Origin of the sequence: Kitasatospora cathayae, assembly GCF_027627435.1 — a bacterium.
Lineage (GTDB): Bacteria > Actinomycetota > Actinomycetes > Streptomycetales > Streptomycetaceae > Kitasatospora > Kitasatospora cathayae.
Genome location: NZ_CP115450.1, coordinates 997,334 through 1,014,837, shown reverse-complemented (window position 1 = coordinate 1,014,837; position 17,504 = coordinate 997,334). Strand labels below are relative to the sequence as shown.

The 17,504-nt window shown below is 72.8% G+C and carries 14 protein-coding genes; 5 read left to right on the top strand and 9 right to left on the bottom strand.

Annotated elements, in window-relative coordinates; genetic code table 11:
• Positions 1-36: 36 nt before the first annotated feature.
• The 3 genes from O1G21_RS04685 to O1G21_RS04675 all read left to right on the top strand — a co-directional run bounded on the left by O1G21_RS04685 (position 37) and on the right by O1G21_RS04675 (position 4,885).
• On the top strand, positions 37-1,458 hold the full coding sequence (locus O1G21_RS04685) for a CHAP domain-containing protein (protein WP_270141023.1): 1,422 nt from the start codon (positions 37-39) through the stop codon (positions 1,456-1,458).
• Positions 1,459-1,610: 152 nt separating this feature from the next.
• A complete protein-coding gene (locus tag O1G21_RS04680) occupies positions 1,611-3,647 on the top strand; it encodes a DUF1906 domain-containing protein (RefSeq protein WP_270141021.1) in 2,037 nt (678 codons plus the stop codon).
• A gap of 32 nt (positions 3,648-3,679) precedes the next feature.
• Complete coding sequence (locus tag O1G21_RS04675) at positions 3,680-4,885, top strand: transglycosylase family protein (RefSeq protein ID WP_405000588.1); 1,206 nt, start codon at positions 3,680-3,682, stop codon at positions 4,883-4,885.
• Positions 4,886-4,951: 66 nt separating this feature from the next.
• Here O1G21_RS04675 and O1G21_RS04670 read toward each other — a convergent pair whose 3' ends face one another.
• From O1G21_RS04670 to O1G21_RS04645, 6 genes are all read right to left on the bottom strand, one after another.
• On the bottom strand, positions 4,952-6,127 hold the full coding sequence (locus O1G21_RS04670; RefSeq protein WP_270141019.1) for an MAB_1171c family putative transporter: 1,176 nt from the start codon (positions 6,125-6,127) through the stop codon (positions 4,952-4,954).
• On the bottom strand, positions 6,124-6,759 hold the full coding sequence (locus O1G21_RS04665) for a hypothetical protein (protein WP_270141017.1): 636 nt from the start codon (positions 6,757-6,759) through the stop codon (positions 6,124-6,126). The genes O1G21_RS04670 and O1G21_RS04665 overlap by 4 nt, the downstream gene beginning before the upstream one ends.
• A gap of 94 nt (positions 6,760-6,853) precedes the next feature.
• Positions 6,854-7,348: a hypothetical protein gene (locus O1G21_RS04660; RefSeq protein WP_270141015.1), complete on the bottom strand. Its 495-nt coding sequence runs from the start codon at positions 7,346-7,348 to the stop codon at positions 6,854-6,856.
• 416 nt (positions 7,349-7,764) lie between these two features.
• On the bottom strand, positions 7,765-8,202 hold the full coding sequence (locus tag O1G21_RS04655; RefSeq protein ID WP_270141013.1) for a universal stress protein: 438 nt from the start codon (positions 8,200-8,202) through the stop codon (positions 7,765-7,767).
• Positions 8,203-8,425: 223 nt separating this feature from the next.
• Positions 8,426-9,211 carry a DeoR/GlpR family DNA-binding transcription regulator gene (locus tag O1G21_RS04650; protein WP_270141011.1) on the bottom strand — a complete coding sequence of 262 codons (786 nt, stop codon included), beginning with the start codon at positions 9,209-9,211 and terminating at the stop codon, positions 8,426-8,428.
• A 207-nt stretch (positions 9,212-9,418) separates the two neighbouring features.
• A complete protein-coding gene (locus O1G21_RS04645; protein WP_270141009.1) occupies positions 9,419-9,739 on the bottom strand; it encodes a helix-turn-helix domain-containing protein in 321 nt (106 codons plus the stop codon).
• A 65-nt stretch (positions 9,740-9,804) separates the two neighbouring features.
• Between O1G21_RS04645 and O1G21_RS04640 the strand changes: the two genes are divergently transcribed.
• Together O1G21_RS04640 and O1G21_RS04635 are read left to right on the top strand one after the other, a co-directional pair.
• Positions 9,805-11,244 (top strand): PTS transporter subunit EIIC, encoded by a 1,440-nt coding sequence (locus O1G21_RS04640; protein ID WP_270141008.1) that lies wholly within the window; start codon positions 9,805-9,807, stop codon positions 11,242-11,244.
• Between the two features lie 171 nt (positions 11,245-11,415).
• A complete protein-coding gene (locus O1G21_RS04635) occupies positions 11,416-12,159 on the top strand; it encodes a G1 family glutamic endopeptidase (protein ID WP_270141007.1) in 744 nt (247 codons plus the stop codon).
• Positions 12,160-12,212: 53 nt separating this feature from the next.
• On the opposite strand, the gene O1G21_RS04630 is transcribed toward O1G21_RS04635, so the two are convergent.
• The 3 genes from O1G21_RS04630 to O1G21_RS04620 all read right to left on the bottom strand — a co-directional run bounded on the left by O1G21_RS04630 (position 12,213) and on the right by O1G21_RS04620 (position 17,460).
• Positions 12,213-14,375 (bottom strand): bifunctional polysaccharide deacetylase/glycosyltransferase family 2 protein, encoded by a 2,163-nt coding sequence (locus O1G21_RS04630; RefSeq protein ID WP_270141005.1) that lies wholly within the window; start codon positions 14,373-14,375, stop codon positions 12,213-12,215.
• Positions 14,376-14,420: 45 nt separating this feature from the next.
• Complete coding sequence (locus tag O1G21_RS04625) at positions 14,421-15,188, bottom strand: hypothetical protein (RefSeq protein ID WP_270141004.1); 768 nt, start codon at positions 15,186-15,188, stop codon at positions 14,421-14,423.
• Between the two features lie 283 nt (positions 15,189-15,471).
• Positions 15,472-17,460, bottom strand: a complete 1,989-nt coding sequence (locus O1G21_RS04620; protein ID WP_270141002.1) for a heavy metal translocating P-type ATPase — start codon at positions 17,458-17,460, stop codon at positions 15,472-15,474.
• Between the last annotated feature and the right edge of the window lie 44 nt (positions 17,461-17,504).

Genomic DNA, 17,504 nt, shown 5'->3' with positions numbered 1-17,504 from the left:
CAGCTCCATCGAGACGAAGTCCGAAAGGAAACATCCGTGTCCAAGAAGGTCAACCGACTCGCATCGGCCGGTGCCGCCCTCGCCCTGGCCGTGGCAGGCCTGAGCATGGCCTCGGCCGGCGAGGCGAACGCCGCCTCCGTGAGCGGAATAGTGAGCACCGCGCAGAGCCAGCTCGGCCAGGGGGACTGCGGCAACGGAGGCGCCGGCTACTACGTCCCTGGCAGCGGGCAGAACAACTCCTGTGAGCACCACGCCTGGTGCGCCGACTTCGCCGGCTGGGTCTGGTACCAGAACGGGGTGCAGGGCCTCGGGGTGCTGAACGACATGGCCAACAGCTTCGTCACCTACGCCAACAAGTACGACGGCGGGCTGTCCTCGACGCCGCACGTGGGCGACGCGGTGTTCTTCCACCCGAACAGCTTCAGTGGAGCGGACTACGACCACGTCGCGCTCGTGACCGCGGTTAACGGCGACGGAACGATCGACTGGATCGGCGGCAACCAGTCCGGTGGCATCGTGTCGCTGAACGCGCACATGCCCGGGCACGTCGGCGACTACGAGTGGACCTCCCACGGCTACAACGTGAACCTCCAGGGCTTCATCCGCCCGGTCGGCGTGCAGAACGCGTCGATCATGCGGGTGGACACCGTGAAGGGCGGCTCGGTCTTCGACAACCAGCGGAACCCCGACGGCACTTGGTCCGGCGCCGCACTGCTGGACGGCAACGGCCAGATCACCCAGACCGCGACGGCCGCGCTGCCCGACGGTACGTTCCACGTGACGACGCTGGCGAACGGCCGGGTGTACGACAACCAGCGCAACCCGGACGGCACCTGGACCGGCGCGAACCTGCTGGACGACAACGGGCAGATCGCCGCGATCTCGTCGACCGCGCTCGCGGACGGCACGATGCACGTCCAGACCCTGGCGCAGGGCAAGGTGTTCGACAACCAGCGCAACACCGACGGCACCTGGACGGGCGCGAACCTGCTGGACGGCAACGGCCAGATCACCGCGATTGCCTCGGCCGGACTGACCAACGGCACGATGCACGTCCAGACCATCGTCCAGGGCAAGGTCTACGACAACCAGCGCAACACCGACGGCACCTGGACGGGCGCGGCGACGCTGGACGCGAACGGCCAGATCACCGGCCTCTCCTCGGCCGCTCTGAGCGACGGCACGATGCACGTCCAGACCATCGTCCAGGGCAAGGTCTACGACAACCAGCGCAACACCGACGGCACCTGGACCGGCGCGAACCTGCTGGACGGCAACGGCCAGATCACCAAGGTGACCGCCGCCGGTCTGAGTGACGGCACGATGCACGTCCAGACCCTGGCGCAGGGCAGCGTCTTCGACAACCAGCGCAACACCGACGGAAGTTGGGCCGGTGCCGCGCTGGTCGACGGCAACGGTCAGATCAGCAACATCTCCGCCGCCGGCTCCCTGAAGTGACCCGGAGCGCCTGAACCACCGGGCCGGGAGTGGCGTCCGCTCGCCGCTCCCGGCCCCTCCTCGACCGACGGGCCGGAGGCTCCCGATGCCCAGCATCCTCCCGCCTCGGCCCGTCAGCAGACCCATGCGATGACGCACAAGGAGACCGAGCTTTGTCCCACCGGACGAATGCCCATCGATTGAGGGCGGCGCTGGCCGCCGGTGCCACCCTGATCGCGCTCGCCGCCGGAACCGGTACGGCGCACGCGGCCCCGGACGCGACCACCAGGACGGTGTCCTTCCAGGGATATGACTTCCAGGTGCCCGCTGACTGGTCGGTCGTCGACCTCGCGAGCGACCCGGCGGCGTGCGTGCGGTTCGACCGGCACGCCGTCTACCTCGGCACCCCCGCCGCGGACCAGAACTGCCCGAGCCACCTGGCCGGCCGTACCGAGGCTCTCGTGGTGGAGCCGCAGGCCTCCGGAACCACCGACAAGGTGACGACGGACGACCGCTCCTCCGCCGAGCTGCACGCGGTCGCTCCGCGGATCAAGGTCACCGCGCCCTACGCGGACCACCGTTCCGTGGTCGAGAACGTCCTGCGGCAGGCGGGCCTGGCCCCGGTGACCGCCGGATCCCGTCAGCCCCTCGCCGCCGCCGCTGCCGCTCCGGCGGAACCGAGGCTGACGGCGCTCAGCGCGGCCGACACCTCGTTCACGGGCTACGGCTTCGACGCCTGCTCCGCCCCGAGTTCGAGTGCCATGGCGGCATGGAAGGGCAACTCGCCGTACAGCGCCGTGGGGATCTACGTCGGCGGGCCGGCCCGGGCCTGCAGCCAGCCGAACCTGACGGCCGGATGGGTCCAGCAGCAGGCCGGCGCGGGATGGCACTTCATGCCCATCTGGGTGGGGCCGCAGGCGCCCTCGCTCAGCAGCCCGTCGAGCCAGGGCACCGATGCCGCGAACGGCGCGGTCGCCGCGGCCGCCGGGCTGGGCTTCGGCCCGGGCTCGACCCTGTACGTCGACATGGAGGCCTACGCCTCCGGTTACCGCGGAAACGTGCTGAGCTACCTGTCCGCGTGGTCCGCCCAGGTGCACGCGCGCGGTTACCGCTCCGGCGTCTACTCCAGCTCGGACTCGGGCATCAGCGACCTCGCGAACAACGTGACCAGCTACACCATGCCGGACGTGATCTGGATCGCCAGGTGGAACCACGTGGCGGACACGAACGAGCCGCTGGTCCCGTCCGCATACTGGGCGAATCACCAGCGGATCCACCAGTACTGGGGCGGCGACGGCAACAACGAGAGCTACGGCGGGTACACGATCAACGTCGACAACGACTACCTCGACGTCAGCTCGGGCGCCGGCGGCAACGCGCCGGTCATGCGGGTGGACACCGTGAAGGGCGGCTCGGTCTTCGACAACCAGCGGAACCCGGACGGAAGTTGGTCTGGTGCCGCGCTGCTGGACGGCAACGGCCAGATCACCCAGACCGCGACGGCCGCGCTGCCCGACGGTACGTTCCACGTGACGACGCTGGCGAACGGCCGGGTGTACGACAACCAGCGCAACCCGGACGGCACCTGGACCGGCGCGAACCTGCTGGACGACAACGGGCAGATCGCCGCGATCTCGTCGACCGCGCTCGCGGACGGCACGATGCACGTCCAGACCCTGGCGCAGGGCAAGGTGTTCGACAACCAGCGCAACACCGACGGCACCTGGACGGGCGCGAACCTGCTGGACGGCAACGGCCAGATCACCGCGATTGCCTCGGCCGGACTGACCAACGGCACGATGCACGTCCAGACCATCGTCCAGGGCAAGGTCTACGACAACCAGCGCAACACCGACGGCACCTGGACGGGCGCGGCGACGCTGGACGCGAACGGCCAGATCACCGGCCTCTCCTCGGCCGCTCTGAGCGACGGCACGATGCACGTCCAGACCATCGTCCAGGGCAAGGTCTTCGACAACCAGCGCAACACCGACGGCAGTTGGGCCGGCGCGGCGCTGCTGGACGGCAACGGCCAGATCACCGCGGTGTCCGCCGCCGGTCTGAGTGACGGCACGATGCACGTCCAGACCCTGGCGCAGGGCAGCGTCTTCGACAACCAGCGCAACGCCGACGGCAGTTGGGCCGGTGCCGCACTGGTCGACGGCAACGGCCAGATCAGCGGCATCTCCGCCGCCGGCTTCCTCAAGTGACCGCCCCCCTCCTCGACGGACGGAGTGTCCACGTGTCAACGTTCTTCCGCAGGCGCCTTCTCGCCGGCGTGATCGCGGTCTCCGCCGCGTCGGCCGGCTGGCTCGGCGGCGCGACCGGGACGGCGGAGGCCGCCTCGATCAGCACCTGGGACAAGGTGGCGGCCTGCGAGAGCAGCGGGAACTGGAGCATCGTCGCGACGGTCGGCGGTGTCACCTACTACGGCGGCCTGCAGTTCGACTACGGCACCTGGAAGGCGTACGGCGGACAGCAGTACGCGCCGACCGCCAACCTGGCTACCAAGGCGCAGCAGATTGCCATCGCGGAGAAGACCCTGGCGGTCCAGGGCCAGGGAGCCTGGCCGACCTGCGGGCCGAAGGCCGGACTCGGTGCCGACCGGTCGGACCCGTTCCCGATGCGGGTGGACACCGTGACCGGCGGCAGCGTCTTCGACAACCAGCGCAACCGCGACGGAAGTTGGTCGGGTGCCGCGCTGCTGGACGGCAACGGCCAGATCACCCAGACCGCGACGGCTGCGCTCGCCGACGGTACGTTCCACGTGACGACGCTGGCGAACGGCCGGGTGTACGACAACCAGCGCAACACCGACGGCAGCTGGACGGGCGCGGCGCTGCTGGACGACAACGGGCAGATCACCGCGATCTCGTCGACCGCCCTGCCGGACGGCACGATGCACGTCCAGACCGTGTCGCAGGGCAAGGTGTTCGACAACCAGCGCAACACCGACGGCAGCTGGACGGGTGCGGCGCTGCTGGACGGCAACGGCCAGATCACCGCGGTTTCCTCCTCCGGACTGACCAACGGCACCATGCACGTGCAGACCCTCGCCCAGGGGAGCGTCTTCGACAACCAGCGCAACACCGACGGCAGTTGGACGGGTGCGGCGCTGCTGGACGGCAACGGCCAGATCACCGGCATCTCCTCGGCCGGTCTGAGCGACGGCACGATGCACGTCCAGACCGTGTCGCAGGGGAAGGTGTTCGACAACCAGCGCAACACCGACGGCAGTTGGACGGGTGCGGCGCTGCTGGACGGCAACGGCCGGATCACCGCCGTGTCCGCCGCCGGTCTGGTGGACGGCACGATGCACGTCCAGACGCTGGCCCAGGGGAGCGTCTTCGACAACCAGCGCAACACCGACGGCAGTTGGACGGGTGCGGCGCTGCTGGACGGCAACGGCCGGATCACCGGCATCTCCGCCTCGGCCCTCGCCGGCTGATCCGCGGGGGCCGCCCGGTGCGCGCCGGGGCCGGGAACCGCCCGGGCCCCGGCGCGCACGCGTCGCTCACGGGCTGAGCCGCCTTCCGGAGGACTGCAGGTTCCGCAACGCGCGTTCGACCGGCTTCGTCCGGGACATCGCCGCCACCCTGCGGAACCAGTCGATCTCGCCGGAGAGTTCCTGCTCCCCGATGGTCAGCGTCCGCTCCGTGCCGCTCGGCACCGCGCCCGCGAGGTGCGCCCGCAGCGCGAGCAGGAGCAGGACGGCCTCCACGGCGGCCTCCCGGTCCGCTCCCGCGGCCACGGTCGCCGCCAGGACCCGTTCGGCCGCCGCCCGGTCGGCGGGCGACAGGTACTCGTCCAGCACCAGGGAGCTGTCCCGGATCTCGATGATGTAGCGGTACAGGACGAGGTCCGGATCGCGCTGGAGCTCCCGGGGCAGCGGCAGGACGTTCTCGGGCGTCGCCGCCTTGAGCAGCGTCCACAGCGGACAGATCGCCCGCACCTGCCGCCACGCCCGGTGCCGGCGGAGCCGCTCGGCCAGCGCCGGCCAGGACATCCCCACCGCCAGCAGGAGCACGCAGAGCGCCAGCAGGGACTGGGTGGCCGCCACGGCCGCCGCGGACCCGAGGACCTGCCACCCGAGCGCGTGCGCCGTGAGGTACGTCAGGCGCTGGACGACGTAGACGAAGCCGGCCAGATTGGCCAGCCCGACGATCATCATGGAGGTGCGCGAGGGTCCGGGCAGCGCGTGCCGGCCGTACAGCCAGCACAGTCTGACGCCGGTGGCGCAGGCGAAGGAGATGTACCCGAGGAAGATCGCCCAGTAGGCCTGGGTCAGCGGCTGGTCCGCGTTGGCCGTGAGCAGGTCCGCGTCGCCGTCCGGGCGCGGCATCGCGGCGAACAGGGCGGTGAGGCCCAGCACCGAGACCGCCAGCAGGACCCAGCGCAGCCGGGCGAGGCGCCCGGGCGTGGCCGCGGTGGCCTCCCGGACGAACTCGAAGAAGACCGCGACGGCGCAGAGCGACAGGATGTGGACGGGGAGGTTGGTGAAGCTCCGGACCCCGGTGACGCCGTCGATCACCCGGCGGACGTCGGGCACGCCGATGGTGAAGTCGACCGCCCAGATCGCCCACATGGACCAGAGCGCCCGATCACGACGGCACGCGGTCGCGATGCCCCTCGACTTCCACAGGGCGATCAGCCAGATGGGCGGGACGGTGATCACGTCGAACAGCCTCATGACGGCCTTCGCCTCCCCGACCCGGAACGAGACCCCGACCTCGGACCGACAACCGCTCCCGCGCCCGGCCTCGAACCGGAGCGCGCCTTCGAAGCCGAGCCCCGGAAGGAGTCGATGACCCGGCGCAGCGTGTTCGCGTGCTCCGCCGACGCGGTGGCCGCCGTCAGCGGAGCGACGTTGAAGCGCTGCCACATCATCGACGCCAGCAGCTCGGCCTCCTGCTCCTGCGCGCTGGTGGCCCCGTGCTGGCCGCGTGCCAGCAGGCGGGCCGCCATCGCCGGATCCAGGTCGGGGAACAACTGGGCGAGCATCTCCGGTGCGGCGGTGGACGGCTGGCGGTGGTCCAGCAGCATGTGCGCCAGTTCGTGCAGGACGATGTGGGTCTGGTGGACGGGGCTGGTGACGGGCGCGTAGTAGACGTGGTCGACCGAGCCGAAGGCCAGCCAGACCCCGCACACCGCCCCGGCACCGGCGTCGACCGGACCGGGCAAGGGCAGCAGCCGCAGCGGACGCCCCCGTACGGCGGCCACCGCCTCGCATAGATCGGTCAGCTCGAACGGCTTCGGAAGGTCGAATCCGCGCAGCAGTTCCGCGAACCTGCGCGTCCGGTCCCGTTGTTCATCGACGTCCAATCCCGTTTCCCCCCAGCCCGGCCAGCCGCTGTTCGACTGCGACAGCAGCGAACAGTATGACCGCACGTCAGCTCGAGGTCGGACGAGACATGGCTCACACGAACCGTTCGGGCTCCCCGGTCGCCGGCTGCTCCGACGGGCCGCCCTGCTCGACGAGCGAGCGGACGATGTCCAGCCCCTGGCTCGACATGGTGGCGACGGTGGCGGCCCGCAGGGCCACCGAGCGCACGTCGTTGGCGCGCATCGCGGAGATCAGCGACAGCTGGGCGGACACCCGGGCGGCCACGTCGTCGTCGATGAAGTACGCCTGCGGCACCCCGAAGAAGTCGCCCAGCGCCCGCAGGGTCGAGATGGTGGGGTTCGACGCCTTGCCCTTGACCAGGGCCCACAGTCGCCCGACCGAGAGCTTCGGCGCGTTGGGACCGCCCTGGGCCCGGATGCCGTCGACGACCTCCTGGAGCGTGAACCGGCGGCCCAGTGGCTGGACGTGCTCGAAGAGGTACTCCACGCGCTGCCCCAGCTGTACCGCCTCGGGGTCGATCTCGTCCACGGCGCCCTCGCCGTCGGCCGGAGCCGTTGTGTCGTCCATTGCCTTCCGTCCCGTTCGGATCCCGCTGAGCCTACCGGGCCCGCCCGCGCTGAGGACTACCGCCTCAGCGCCTCCAGCGGCTGCCGGCGTCCAGGCGGCAGAGATGGATGGTGCCGCGCGGATCGGCGGGTACGAGTGGTCGAGCCGCCGGCCCTGTTCGAGGGCCACCTGGAGGACGGCCCCGGCGTCCGCACCCCACAGTGCGCCCGGCGGGCGTCGTCCCTGGTGGGAGCGGAACGCCGGACAGGGTCGAGCCGTGTCCGTCGAACCGCCCGATGGCATGGCTGTAGGCATCGGATGCGTCCCCCTCGGTCCTGTGGCGCCCGGTGCCCGGATCAGCTCTGCCCGCGCCTCGCGACTCCAACCGCCTTGTCGCGCAATCGAGTTCCCCGCCGCAGCCGCCCGGAGGCCCGGGCTCACCGGGCGCGGACGATCACCACCGGGCAGGTCGCGTGCTGCGCGCAGCGGGTGCTCACCGAGCCGAGCAGCGCCCGGGTGAAGCCGCCACGCCCGTGGCTGCCCACCACCAGCAGTTCGGCGCCCTTCGCCGCGTCGAGCAGGACGTCGGAGGCGTCACCCATGACCATGCTCCGGCGGACCGGCACCGGGCAGTCGGTGCCGAGCACCGCCTCCAGCTCGTCGGCGAACTTCCGCTCGGCGAGTTCCTGGTCGAAGGTGGAGTCGACCACCGGCGCCGACCAGCCGAAGTGGCTCGGCGGCTCCCACGCTCCCACCGCGTCCACCGTCGCGCCGATCATCTCGGCCTGCCGGACCGCCCACCGCAGCGCGGCGTGCGACGGCTGAGAGCCGTCGACGCCGACCACGACACGGGGCAGGGAGTGGTTCGCGTCCATCGGTACCGTCCTGGGGTGCTGGCCATCGCTCCTTCCCACCACGGTGCGGACCGTCCGCCGTCACCGCCACTATGGCCCGGCACCCGGGTGACGGCGTCGGCCGCCGTCACCCGCCGAGGCGTGGCGGACGCCACCTTCCGGGTGACGCGGCTGGAAGGCGCTTCCGAGCTGTCGGCCCTCGCCGGGCCAACGGCCCGGGCCGCCTCGGCGAACCGGTGGTGCGTCAGACGCAGACCACCTCGACGCCCTGGCCCACGAACTGCCCGACCAGTTCCTCCGGCGCGTTCTTGTCGGTGACCAGGACGGCGATGTCACCGACCGCACACACCTGGGCGAACGCCCGACGACCGAGCTTGGTGGAGTCGGCGACCACGATGACCTTCTCCGCCCGCCGCGCCATGGCCCGGTTGGCACTGGCCTCGCCCTCGTCGTGCGCGGCCGCGCCCAGGCGCGCGTCCACCGCGTTCACCCCGAGGATCGCGTAGTCCAGCGAGATCCCTTCGAGCACCGGCGTGGCCAGCGGGCCGGTCAACTCGTAGGAGTTGGAGCGCACGACTCCGCCCGTCACCACGGTCTTCACGTGCGGCCGGACCGCCAGCTCGCTCGCGATGTTGATCGCGTTGGTGACCACCGTCAGCGAGATCCCGGCACCGTGCTCGGCCAGGTCCGCCCGGGTCGCCAGTTCGCGGGCCACCTCCGAGGTGGTCGTTCCGCCGTTGAGGCCGACCACCGCCCCGGGCGGGATGAGCCGGGCCGCCGCCTCGGCGATCCGGTGCTTCTCGTCCGCCTGGCGCGCGGTCTTGTAGCGAAGCGGCAGGTCGTACGCGACTCCGCTCAGCACCGCTCCACCGCGGGTGCGGGTCAGCAGCTGCTGGCGGGCCAGCTCCTCCATGTCGCGGCGGACCGTCGCGGGGGAGACTCCGAGCAGCTCGGCGGCCTCGGCGACCTCGATGCGGCCCTTGTCACCGAGGACTTCGAGCAGCCGTGTCCACCGCTCGTGCGTGCCCATCGCCTCTCCTCAACTCTCCGTGCCGACGTCAAGCGTATCGGACATGATCGGCAGGCGATCCGCCCGTCACTTCACCGAGCCGACGGTGCGGCGGGAGACGACGTGGCGTTCGATCAGTGCGGGGTTCCCGCCGGCCGGGCCGCCTGCCGTCATCCGGGGTGGCGGGGGTAGCGCTTTCCGGTCTGCGGTTCGTCAACATACCTGTGGCTACCGGTCGTTCGGCCCGTCATGTCCCTCGCGGACCGGCGCGTCGGGCTCGTCGAGGAGGAGTTCCAGCAGCGGCAGCGCCGCCTCCAGGGCGCGGCACTGCTCGGGGGTGAGGCGGGTGCTGCGGCGGGCCAGCAGGGCGGTGCGCTCGCGGCGGATGCGGGAGAGGGTGTCCCGTCCGCGCCGGGTCGGGGCGAGGAGCTGGGAGCGTCCGTCCTGTGGGTCCGGGGTCTTGGCGATCAGGCCGCCGGCGACGAGCGGGCTTTCGCCAACTAGGCGATGGTCCCGGCGGCCGTTCGAGCGACAGACCGCTGCGAGCACCCGTGGAGCAGACCGCTACCAGCCCCCCGGTTGAGCACCGTGAGCATCCGGGTACGTCCCGTGACATGTCCGACGAGAAGCACCGCGCCGTGGCCGAGGCGATCCTCCCGCTGGTCGGCGGCGCCGCCAACATCCGCTCCGTCGCCCACTGCATGACCCGGCTTCGGCTGGGTCTGGCGGACCGTTCCCTGGTCGACCGCGAGGCGCTCGGGGCGCTGCCGGCCGTCCTGGGCACGGTCGAGGACGACACCTACCAGATCGTCCTCGGCCCCGGCGCCGTCGCCGGGGTCACCGCGCAGCTGCGCCGGCTGCTGGACCCTGGTGCGACCGCCCCCACCGCCGAGGACCTCGCCGGACGCGGTGCGCGGATCCGCGCGCAGGCCCGGGTGCGCAACGCGACCCCGGTCAAGCGGATGCTGCGCCGGATCGCGAACGTCTTCGTCCCGCTGATCCCCGCCCTGATCGGCTGCGGGATCGTCGCCGCCCTCGGCGGGACGCTCGCCAACCTCGGCCGGGCACCGGCTCTGGTCATCGCGCTGGGGCCGGTCTCCTCGGGGTTCATGTCGCTGCTCGCCGTCTTCGTCGGCTACAACACGGCGCAGGAGTTCGGCGGCACGCCCGTGCTGGGCGGGGTCGTGGCCGCGGTGATCGGCTACGCCGGGGTCGCCAAGGTGGAGGCGTTCGGCCACCACCTCACCCCCGGGCAGGGCGGGGTGGTCGGGGCGCTGCTCGCCGCGCTGCTGGCGGTGCAGGTGGAGCGGTGGACCCGGCGGATCCTGCCCGCCGCGCTGGACGTCCTGGTCACGCCCACGGTCACCGTCCTGGTCGGCGGGCTGGCGGCGCTGTTCGGCCTGATGTTCGTCGCCGGGGAGGTCTCCACCGCGATCGGCCACGCCACCTCCTGGCTGCTCGCCCACGGCGGGCTGCTCGCCGGGATGGTGCTCGGCGGGCTCTTCCTGCCGCTGGTGATGCTCGGCCTGCACCAGGCGCTGATCCCGATCCACACCACCCTGATCCAGCAGCAGGGTTCCACCGTCCTGCTGCCGATCCTCGCCATGGCCGGCGCCGGGCAGGTCGGCTGCGCCGCCGCCGTCTACCTGCGGCTGCGGCACAACGCCTCGGTCCGGGCGACCATCAGGTCCGCGCTGCCGGCGGGCCTGCTCGGCGTCGGCGAGCCCCTGGTCTACGGGGTCACCCTGCCGCTGGGCCGCCCGTTCGTCACGGCCTGCGTGGGCGGCGCCGCCGGGGGCGCCTTCGTCGGGGCGGCCGGCCAGCTCGGCAGCGCGGTCGGATCGACCGCCGTCGGCCCCTCCGGCTGGGCCCTGTTCCCGCTGCTGGCCGGCCCGCACGGGATGGCCGGCAGCGCCGCCGTCTACGGGGGCGGGTTGCTGACCGGGTACGCGGTGGGCTTCCTGGCCACGTACTTCTTCGGCTTCACCCGGGAGTCGCTCGCCGAGTACAACGCCGCTCCGGCGCAATCCGCTCCCGTGGTCGCGGCCGAGTAGCCCAACGCCTCGGCGCAGCCCACGTGTTGGGCTGGACTCGGCTGCCACCACCGCACGGCCAGCGGGTGCACGGCGTGACGCTTCGTTATGTCCTCGTAATATCCGCACTGACCCGGTGGGTCTACCTTTGTCGACGCTCGGCCAACTCCACACCCTCACAAGGGAGTAGCCATGCCCGAAGCCCGTCGGCGCACCCTCGCCGTGTCCACCGCCCTGCTTACCCTCCTGGGCACCGCAGCACCGGCCCTCGCCGCCACCGCCCCCACTCTCGTCCAGGCCCCGCTCGCCCACCACGGCGGCGGCCTGCTGCACAGCACGAGCGGCAACTGGGCCGGATACGCCGCCACCGGCGGCAAGTTCACCAGCGTCAGCGCCAGTTGGGTCCAGCCCGCCGTCACCTGCTCCGGCACCAACACCTGGTCCAGCTTCTGGGTCGGCCTCGACGGCGACGGCAGCAACACCGTCGAGCAGACCGGCACCGAGGCCGACTGCTCCAGCGGCCGCCCGGTGTACTCCGCCTGGTACGAGATGTACCCGCAGTACCCGTCCAACTTCAGCAGCACCGTGCGGCCGGGCGACCACTTCACCGCGAGCGTCACGACCAACGGCAGCGGCTCCTTCACCCTCACCCTGTCCGACACCACGGCCGGTTGGAGCCACACCGTCAACAAGTCCCTGAAGAGCGCGGCCCTGGCCTCCGCCGAGGTGATCGCCGAGGCCCCCTCCAGCTCCTCGGGGGTGCTCCCGCTCTCCGACTTCGGCTCGGTCTCGTTCAGCGGCTCCACCGTCAACGGGCAGGCCCTGGGCGGCTTCAGCCCGGACAACATCACCATGGCCTCCGGCGGCACCACCAAGGCCACCACCTCCTCGCTGAGCGGCGGCAGCTCCTTCTCGGTGACCTGGAAGCACAGCTGACGGACGGTGGACGGGGGCCGCGCAAGCCGGCGCGGCCCCCGTCCATCCCCGGTTCAGCCGCCCGCCGGGACCCGGAGCGTGCCGTAGCGCTGCATCCGCTGCCAGCGGAGCCGGGAGCCGGCGAGCGCGGTGAAGACCGACTGGATCACCACCAGGTACATCAGCTGCCGGTAGACGAACTGCTGGAGCGGCAGGCTCCACAGCGGCCCGAGCTTCTCCTTGTCCAGCCGGAACGCGTACGCCCCCATCAGCATCTGGACCAGCAGGAAGGCCGCCCACAGGCCGATGATCCGGACCGGGTCGAGGAAGGCCAGTCCGTAGAGCGCGAAGACGTCCACGACCGGGGCGAGCAGCGGCAGCAGCACCTGGAACATCAGCAGGTAGAGCAGGCCGCGCCGGCCCAGCTTGCCGGCCTGCCCGCCCTGGGTCAGCGCGCCCCGGTGCTTCCACATCGCCTGGAGGGTGCCGTAGCACCAGCGGTAGCGCTGGCGCCACAGGGCGCTCAGCGAGGCGGGGGCCTCCGTCCAGGCCTTGGCCCGCTCCTCGTACACCACCCGCCAACCGGCCCGGCACATGGCCATGGTGAGGTCGGTGTCCTCGGCGAGGGTCTCCTCGCCCACGCCGCCGACCGCCAGCAGCGCGGAGCGGCGGAAGGCGCCGACCGCGCCGGGCACGGTCGGCATGCATTCGGCGAGGTCGAACAGCCGGCGGTCCAGGTTGAAGCCGACCACGTACTCGATGTGCTGCCAACGGCCCAGCAGGCCACCGCGGTTGACCACCTTGGCGTTGCCGGAGACGGCGCCCACGGTGGGGTCGGCGAAGGGCTGCACCAGCATCCGGACGGCGTCCGGCTCGAAGACGGTGTCGCCGTCGACCATCACCAGCAGTTCGGCGCGGGCCGCGGCGATGCCGGTGTTGAGGGCGGTCGGTTTGCCGGCGTTCTCCTGCCGGATCACCCGGACGTACGGCAGGTTCAGCGATTCCACCAGGTCGGCGGTGCCGTCCGTGGAGCCGTCGTCGACCACGATCACCTCGACCGGGTGGTCGGAGGCCAGCAGCGAGCGGACGGCGGGTTCGATCCCGGCGATCTCGTTGTACGCCGGGACGATCACGCTGACCGGCTCGGTGACCGGCGGCCCCCAGCCGCGGCGGCGCAGCCGCACGTGCCGGCGGGCGGCGTAGAGCACGACGACCGCGCGCAGCACGCTGACCGCGCCCGCCGCCCAGAGCAGCCAGCCCAGCGCGGTGATGGCCCAGTTGCCGCCGGTCAGCAGCCAGATCAGGGCCAGGCCGAGCCAGTGGTCGCCGGCTCCGGCCGGACGGACCGGGTCGGGCAGGCCGACGGCGTCGCTGACGGTGGTGAAGTGGAAGCCGCGGCCCTTCAGCGTGTTCAGCACGGTGTCGAGGGCGGCGACGGTCTGCGAGCGGTCGCCGCCGGCGTCGTGCATCAGCAGGACCTGGCCCTGGTGGCCGGTGCCGGCGGTCGCCGACTTGACGATCGAGGGCACGCCGGGGCGTTGCCAGTCCTCGCTGTCCTGGGTGGTGAGTACGGTCAGGTAGCCCTCGCGGCCGGCCTGCTGGATGGCGGACCATCCGGGGTCGTCCACGGCCTCGGGCGTCGAGGAGTACGGCGGGCGCAGCAGCGAGCTGGTGACTCCGGCGGCCCCGGCCACGGTCAGCTGGGCCTCGCGCAGCTCCAGGGTGCGGCGCCAGGAGGGGGCGGCGCCGAGGTCGGTGTGGGTGAAGGTGTGGATGCCGATCTGATGGCCCTCGGCGACCATCCGGCGGATCAGGTCCGGGTGGGCGGCGGCCTGGGTGCCGACCACGAAGAAGGTCGCGTGCACCCCGGCCCGGTGCAGGACGTCCAGGATCTTCGGGGTCCAGGTCGGGTCCGGGCCGTCGTCGAAGGTCAGGGCGATGGTGCCGGGCTTGGGGGCGGCGCTGCGCGGCTGCGAGCCGACGGCGTCGATCACCGGGCCGCCCTCGTGGATCGCCGCCGGTACGGCGTCCGCGGACGCGGGTGCGGCCGCCTGGTCGGGGCGGTCGTCGAAGCTGTGCTGGGCGTAGCCCTGGAGCACCAGGGCGCCGATGAGCGTGAGCAGCAGGGCGGTCAGCAGGAGCCAGTGGGTGCGCAGCGGGCCCTGGCGGACCACCCCGCGTCGGCCCCGGCGGGTGCGGTCGGGGGCTGGGGCTCGTCGGCGGCGGGCGGAGCTCATGGTGCTGCTTTCTGGGATGGGGACGGTTGCGAGGGCGGTCGGGTGTCAGGGCTTGCCGGGCCCTTTGCCCGGTGCGGTGGTCGGGCGGCCGTGCCCGGGGGCGGGGGTGGGCGCGGTGCTCGGCTGGGTGGCGGGAGTGGTGGCCGGGGCGGGTGCGATGGTGGCCGTCGGGGCGCTGGGGGCCGTACCGGTCGCGGGCTGCGCGGCCGCCCCCGTGGGTCGCGGGTGCTGGACGACCTGGGTGGTGCCGCCCTGGTGGGCGGGTGCCTCCGTGCGTCCCGCGCCGGGCGGGGCGGCGGCCTCCGGGGCGGCGGACGGCGCCTCGGAGGGCGTGGCCTCCGGGGCGGGGGCGCTGGGCGCGGGCGGCTGGGGCAGCGGGAGGAACGGCGCGTTCACGGTGGGACCGCCGAGGAGCGCGCTGGCGAGCAGGGCGAGGTACCCGCCCGCCGGGACGGCCAGCACCGCCCCGAGCCGGCGGATCCGGCGCTGCCGGCGGCCGGAGGCGTCCACGAACACCGGCGGGGGCGGGGGGACGGCTTCGGGGTCGGCGGGGTCGGTGGGCGGTTCTGCGAGCGACACGACGGCGGGCAGTTCGGCGGTGGGCGGATCCGCGTCGTCGGTTTCGGGGAGGTGCTCGGCGGAGCGGACCGGCGCGGCGAAGTGCTCGGCGACGTAGGCCGGAACGGCGAAGTGCTCGGTCGGTGCTTCGCCGACCGGCTCGCCGTGCGCGGAACCGGGAAGGTGCCCCGGGACCTCCGAGAGATGGGGCTGTTGCTCGGCGGTGGGCCACGGATCGTACGGCTTGACGGTCACGGTGTCGGGTCCAGGTGTTGTCGGTTCGCGTGCTGCCACGAGGGCACCGGCCGATCACTGGTGGATCGAGCGGTACACCGGTCGTGACTGTTCAGCGTCGACACCGGCCGGATTGTCACACCTGATTCCCAGCTGATTTCGAGCGAGCCGTGCTCCGCGGCAGGCGGCGAACGCGCGGAAGTCGGCGAACGCGCGGAAGGCCGCCGCCCCTGGCTCGGGGGCGACGACCTTCCGCCACGGCCTTCCGGCGACGGCCTTCCGGCGACGGCCTTCCGGCGTCGGCTCAGCGGCCGCCGTCGGCCCGGGCCCTGGTCCAGGCGGCCTCGCGCAGCAGCCGCAGGCCGTTGAGGCCGACGATGACGGTCGAGCCCTCGTGGCCGAGGACGCCCAGCGGCAGCGGGAGGGTGGCGACCAGGTCCCAGACCACCAGCGCGGAGATGAACACCGAGGCGATCACCAGGTTCTGCACGACGAAGGAACGGGCCCGCCGGGAGAGCGCCACCACAGCCGGGACGGTGGCGAGTTCGTCGCGCACGATGACCGCGTCAGCGGTCTCCAGCGCCAGGTCGGAGCCGGCCCGGCCCATCGCGACGCCGGTGTGGGCGGCGGCCAGGGCGGGCGCGTCGTTGACGCCGTCGCCGACGACCAGGACCTTGCGCCCGGCCCGCTCCCGCTCCTGCACGGCGGCGACCTTGTCCTGGGGGAGCAGCCCGGCACGGACGTCGGTGATGCCGACCTCGGCGGCCAGTCGGGCGGCGGCGCGCGGGTTGTCGCCGGTGAGCAGCACCGGCGCCGTGCCGGTCAGGGTGGTCAGCGCGGCGACGGTGGTGGCGGCGTCCGGGCGCAGGTGGTCGGCGATGCCGAGCACGCCGACCGGGACGCCGTCGGCCTCGACCAGGACGGCGGTGCGGCCGCCGCTCTCCAGCTCGGCGGCGATGGCGGCGGCGCGGGCGCAGACGGCGTCCGCGCCGCCGTTCAGCAGCCGGGCCGGGGCGCCGACCGCGACGGCGCGGCCGTCGACGGTGGCGGTGACGCCGATGCCGGGGGCGGAGGAGAAGTCCTCGGCCGCGGCGAGGGCCAGGCCACGGGTGCGGGCGGCGTCCACGACCGCGCGGGCGAGCGGGTGCTCGCTGGGGTGTTCGGCCGCCGCGGCGAGGGCGAGCAGGCCGTCCTCGGTGAGACCGGAGCCGGTGAGCGGGCGCAGGTCGGTGACCCGGGGCGTGCCCTCGGTCAGGGTGCCGGTCTTGTCGAGGGCGACGCCGTCGACCTGGCCGAGCCGCTCCATGACCACCGCTGACTTCACCAGTACGCCGTGCCGTCCGGCGTTGGCGATCGCGGAGAGCAGCGGCGGCATGGTGGCGAGCACCACGGCGCACGGGGAGGCGACGATCATGAAGGTCATCGCCCGCAGCAGCGAGCCGGTGAAGGCGGCGCCGAAGGCGAGCGGCACCGCGAAGACCGCGAGGGTGGCGATGACCATGCCGATCGAATAGCGCTGCTCGACCTTCTCGATGAACAGCTGGGTCGGCGCCTTGGTCTCGGAGGCCTCCTCGACCAGGGCGACGATCCGGGCGATCACCGAGTCGGCGGCGTCGCGCTCGACCTTCACCCGCAGCGCGCCGGTGCCGTTCAGGGTGCCGGCGAAGACCTCGTCGCCGGCCTCCTTCGCCACCGGCAGCGGTTCGCCGGTGATGGTGGCCTGGTCGACCTCGCTCGCGCCGTCCAGTACCCGCCCGTCGGCGCCGATCCGCTCGCCGGGCCGGACCAGGATCGTGTCGCCGACCGCCAGCCGCCCGGTCGGCACGCTCTCCTCGGTGCCGTCGTCCAGCAGCCGGGTGGCGGTGGCCGGGGCGAGGTCGAGCAGTCCGCGCACCGAGTCGGCGGTCCGGGCGGTAGCGAGCGCCTCCAGCGCGCCGGAGGTGGCGAAGATGACGATCAGCAGCGCGCCGTCCATGACCTGACCGACCGCGGCGGCGCCGAGCGCGGCGACGATCATCAGCAGGTCGACGTCGAGGGTCTTCTCGCGCAGCGCCTGGAGGCCGGCCCAGGCCGGCTCCCAGCCGCCGGTGGCGTACGCGAGGGCGTACAGCGGGCCCCAGGCCCAGGCGGGGGCGCCGGTGAGCTGGAGCGGGAGCGCGATCAGGAACAGCACGGTCGCGGCGGCGGCCCAGCGGGCCTCGGGCAGGGCGAACACCCGGGTGCGGCGGCGCGGGGCGGTGTCGGGACGCGACGCGGCGGAGGGCGCGGGGCGCTCGATCAGGGTGGTGGGCATGCGGACGGGACCCTTCGGGGCAGGGTGGGGCCGGTGACTCATCC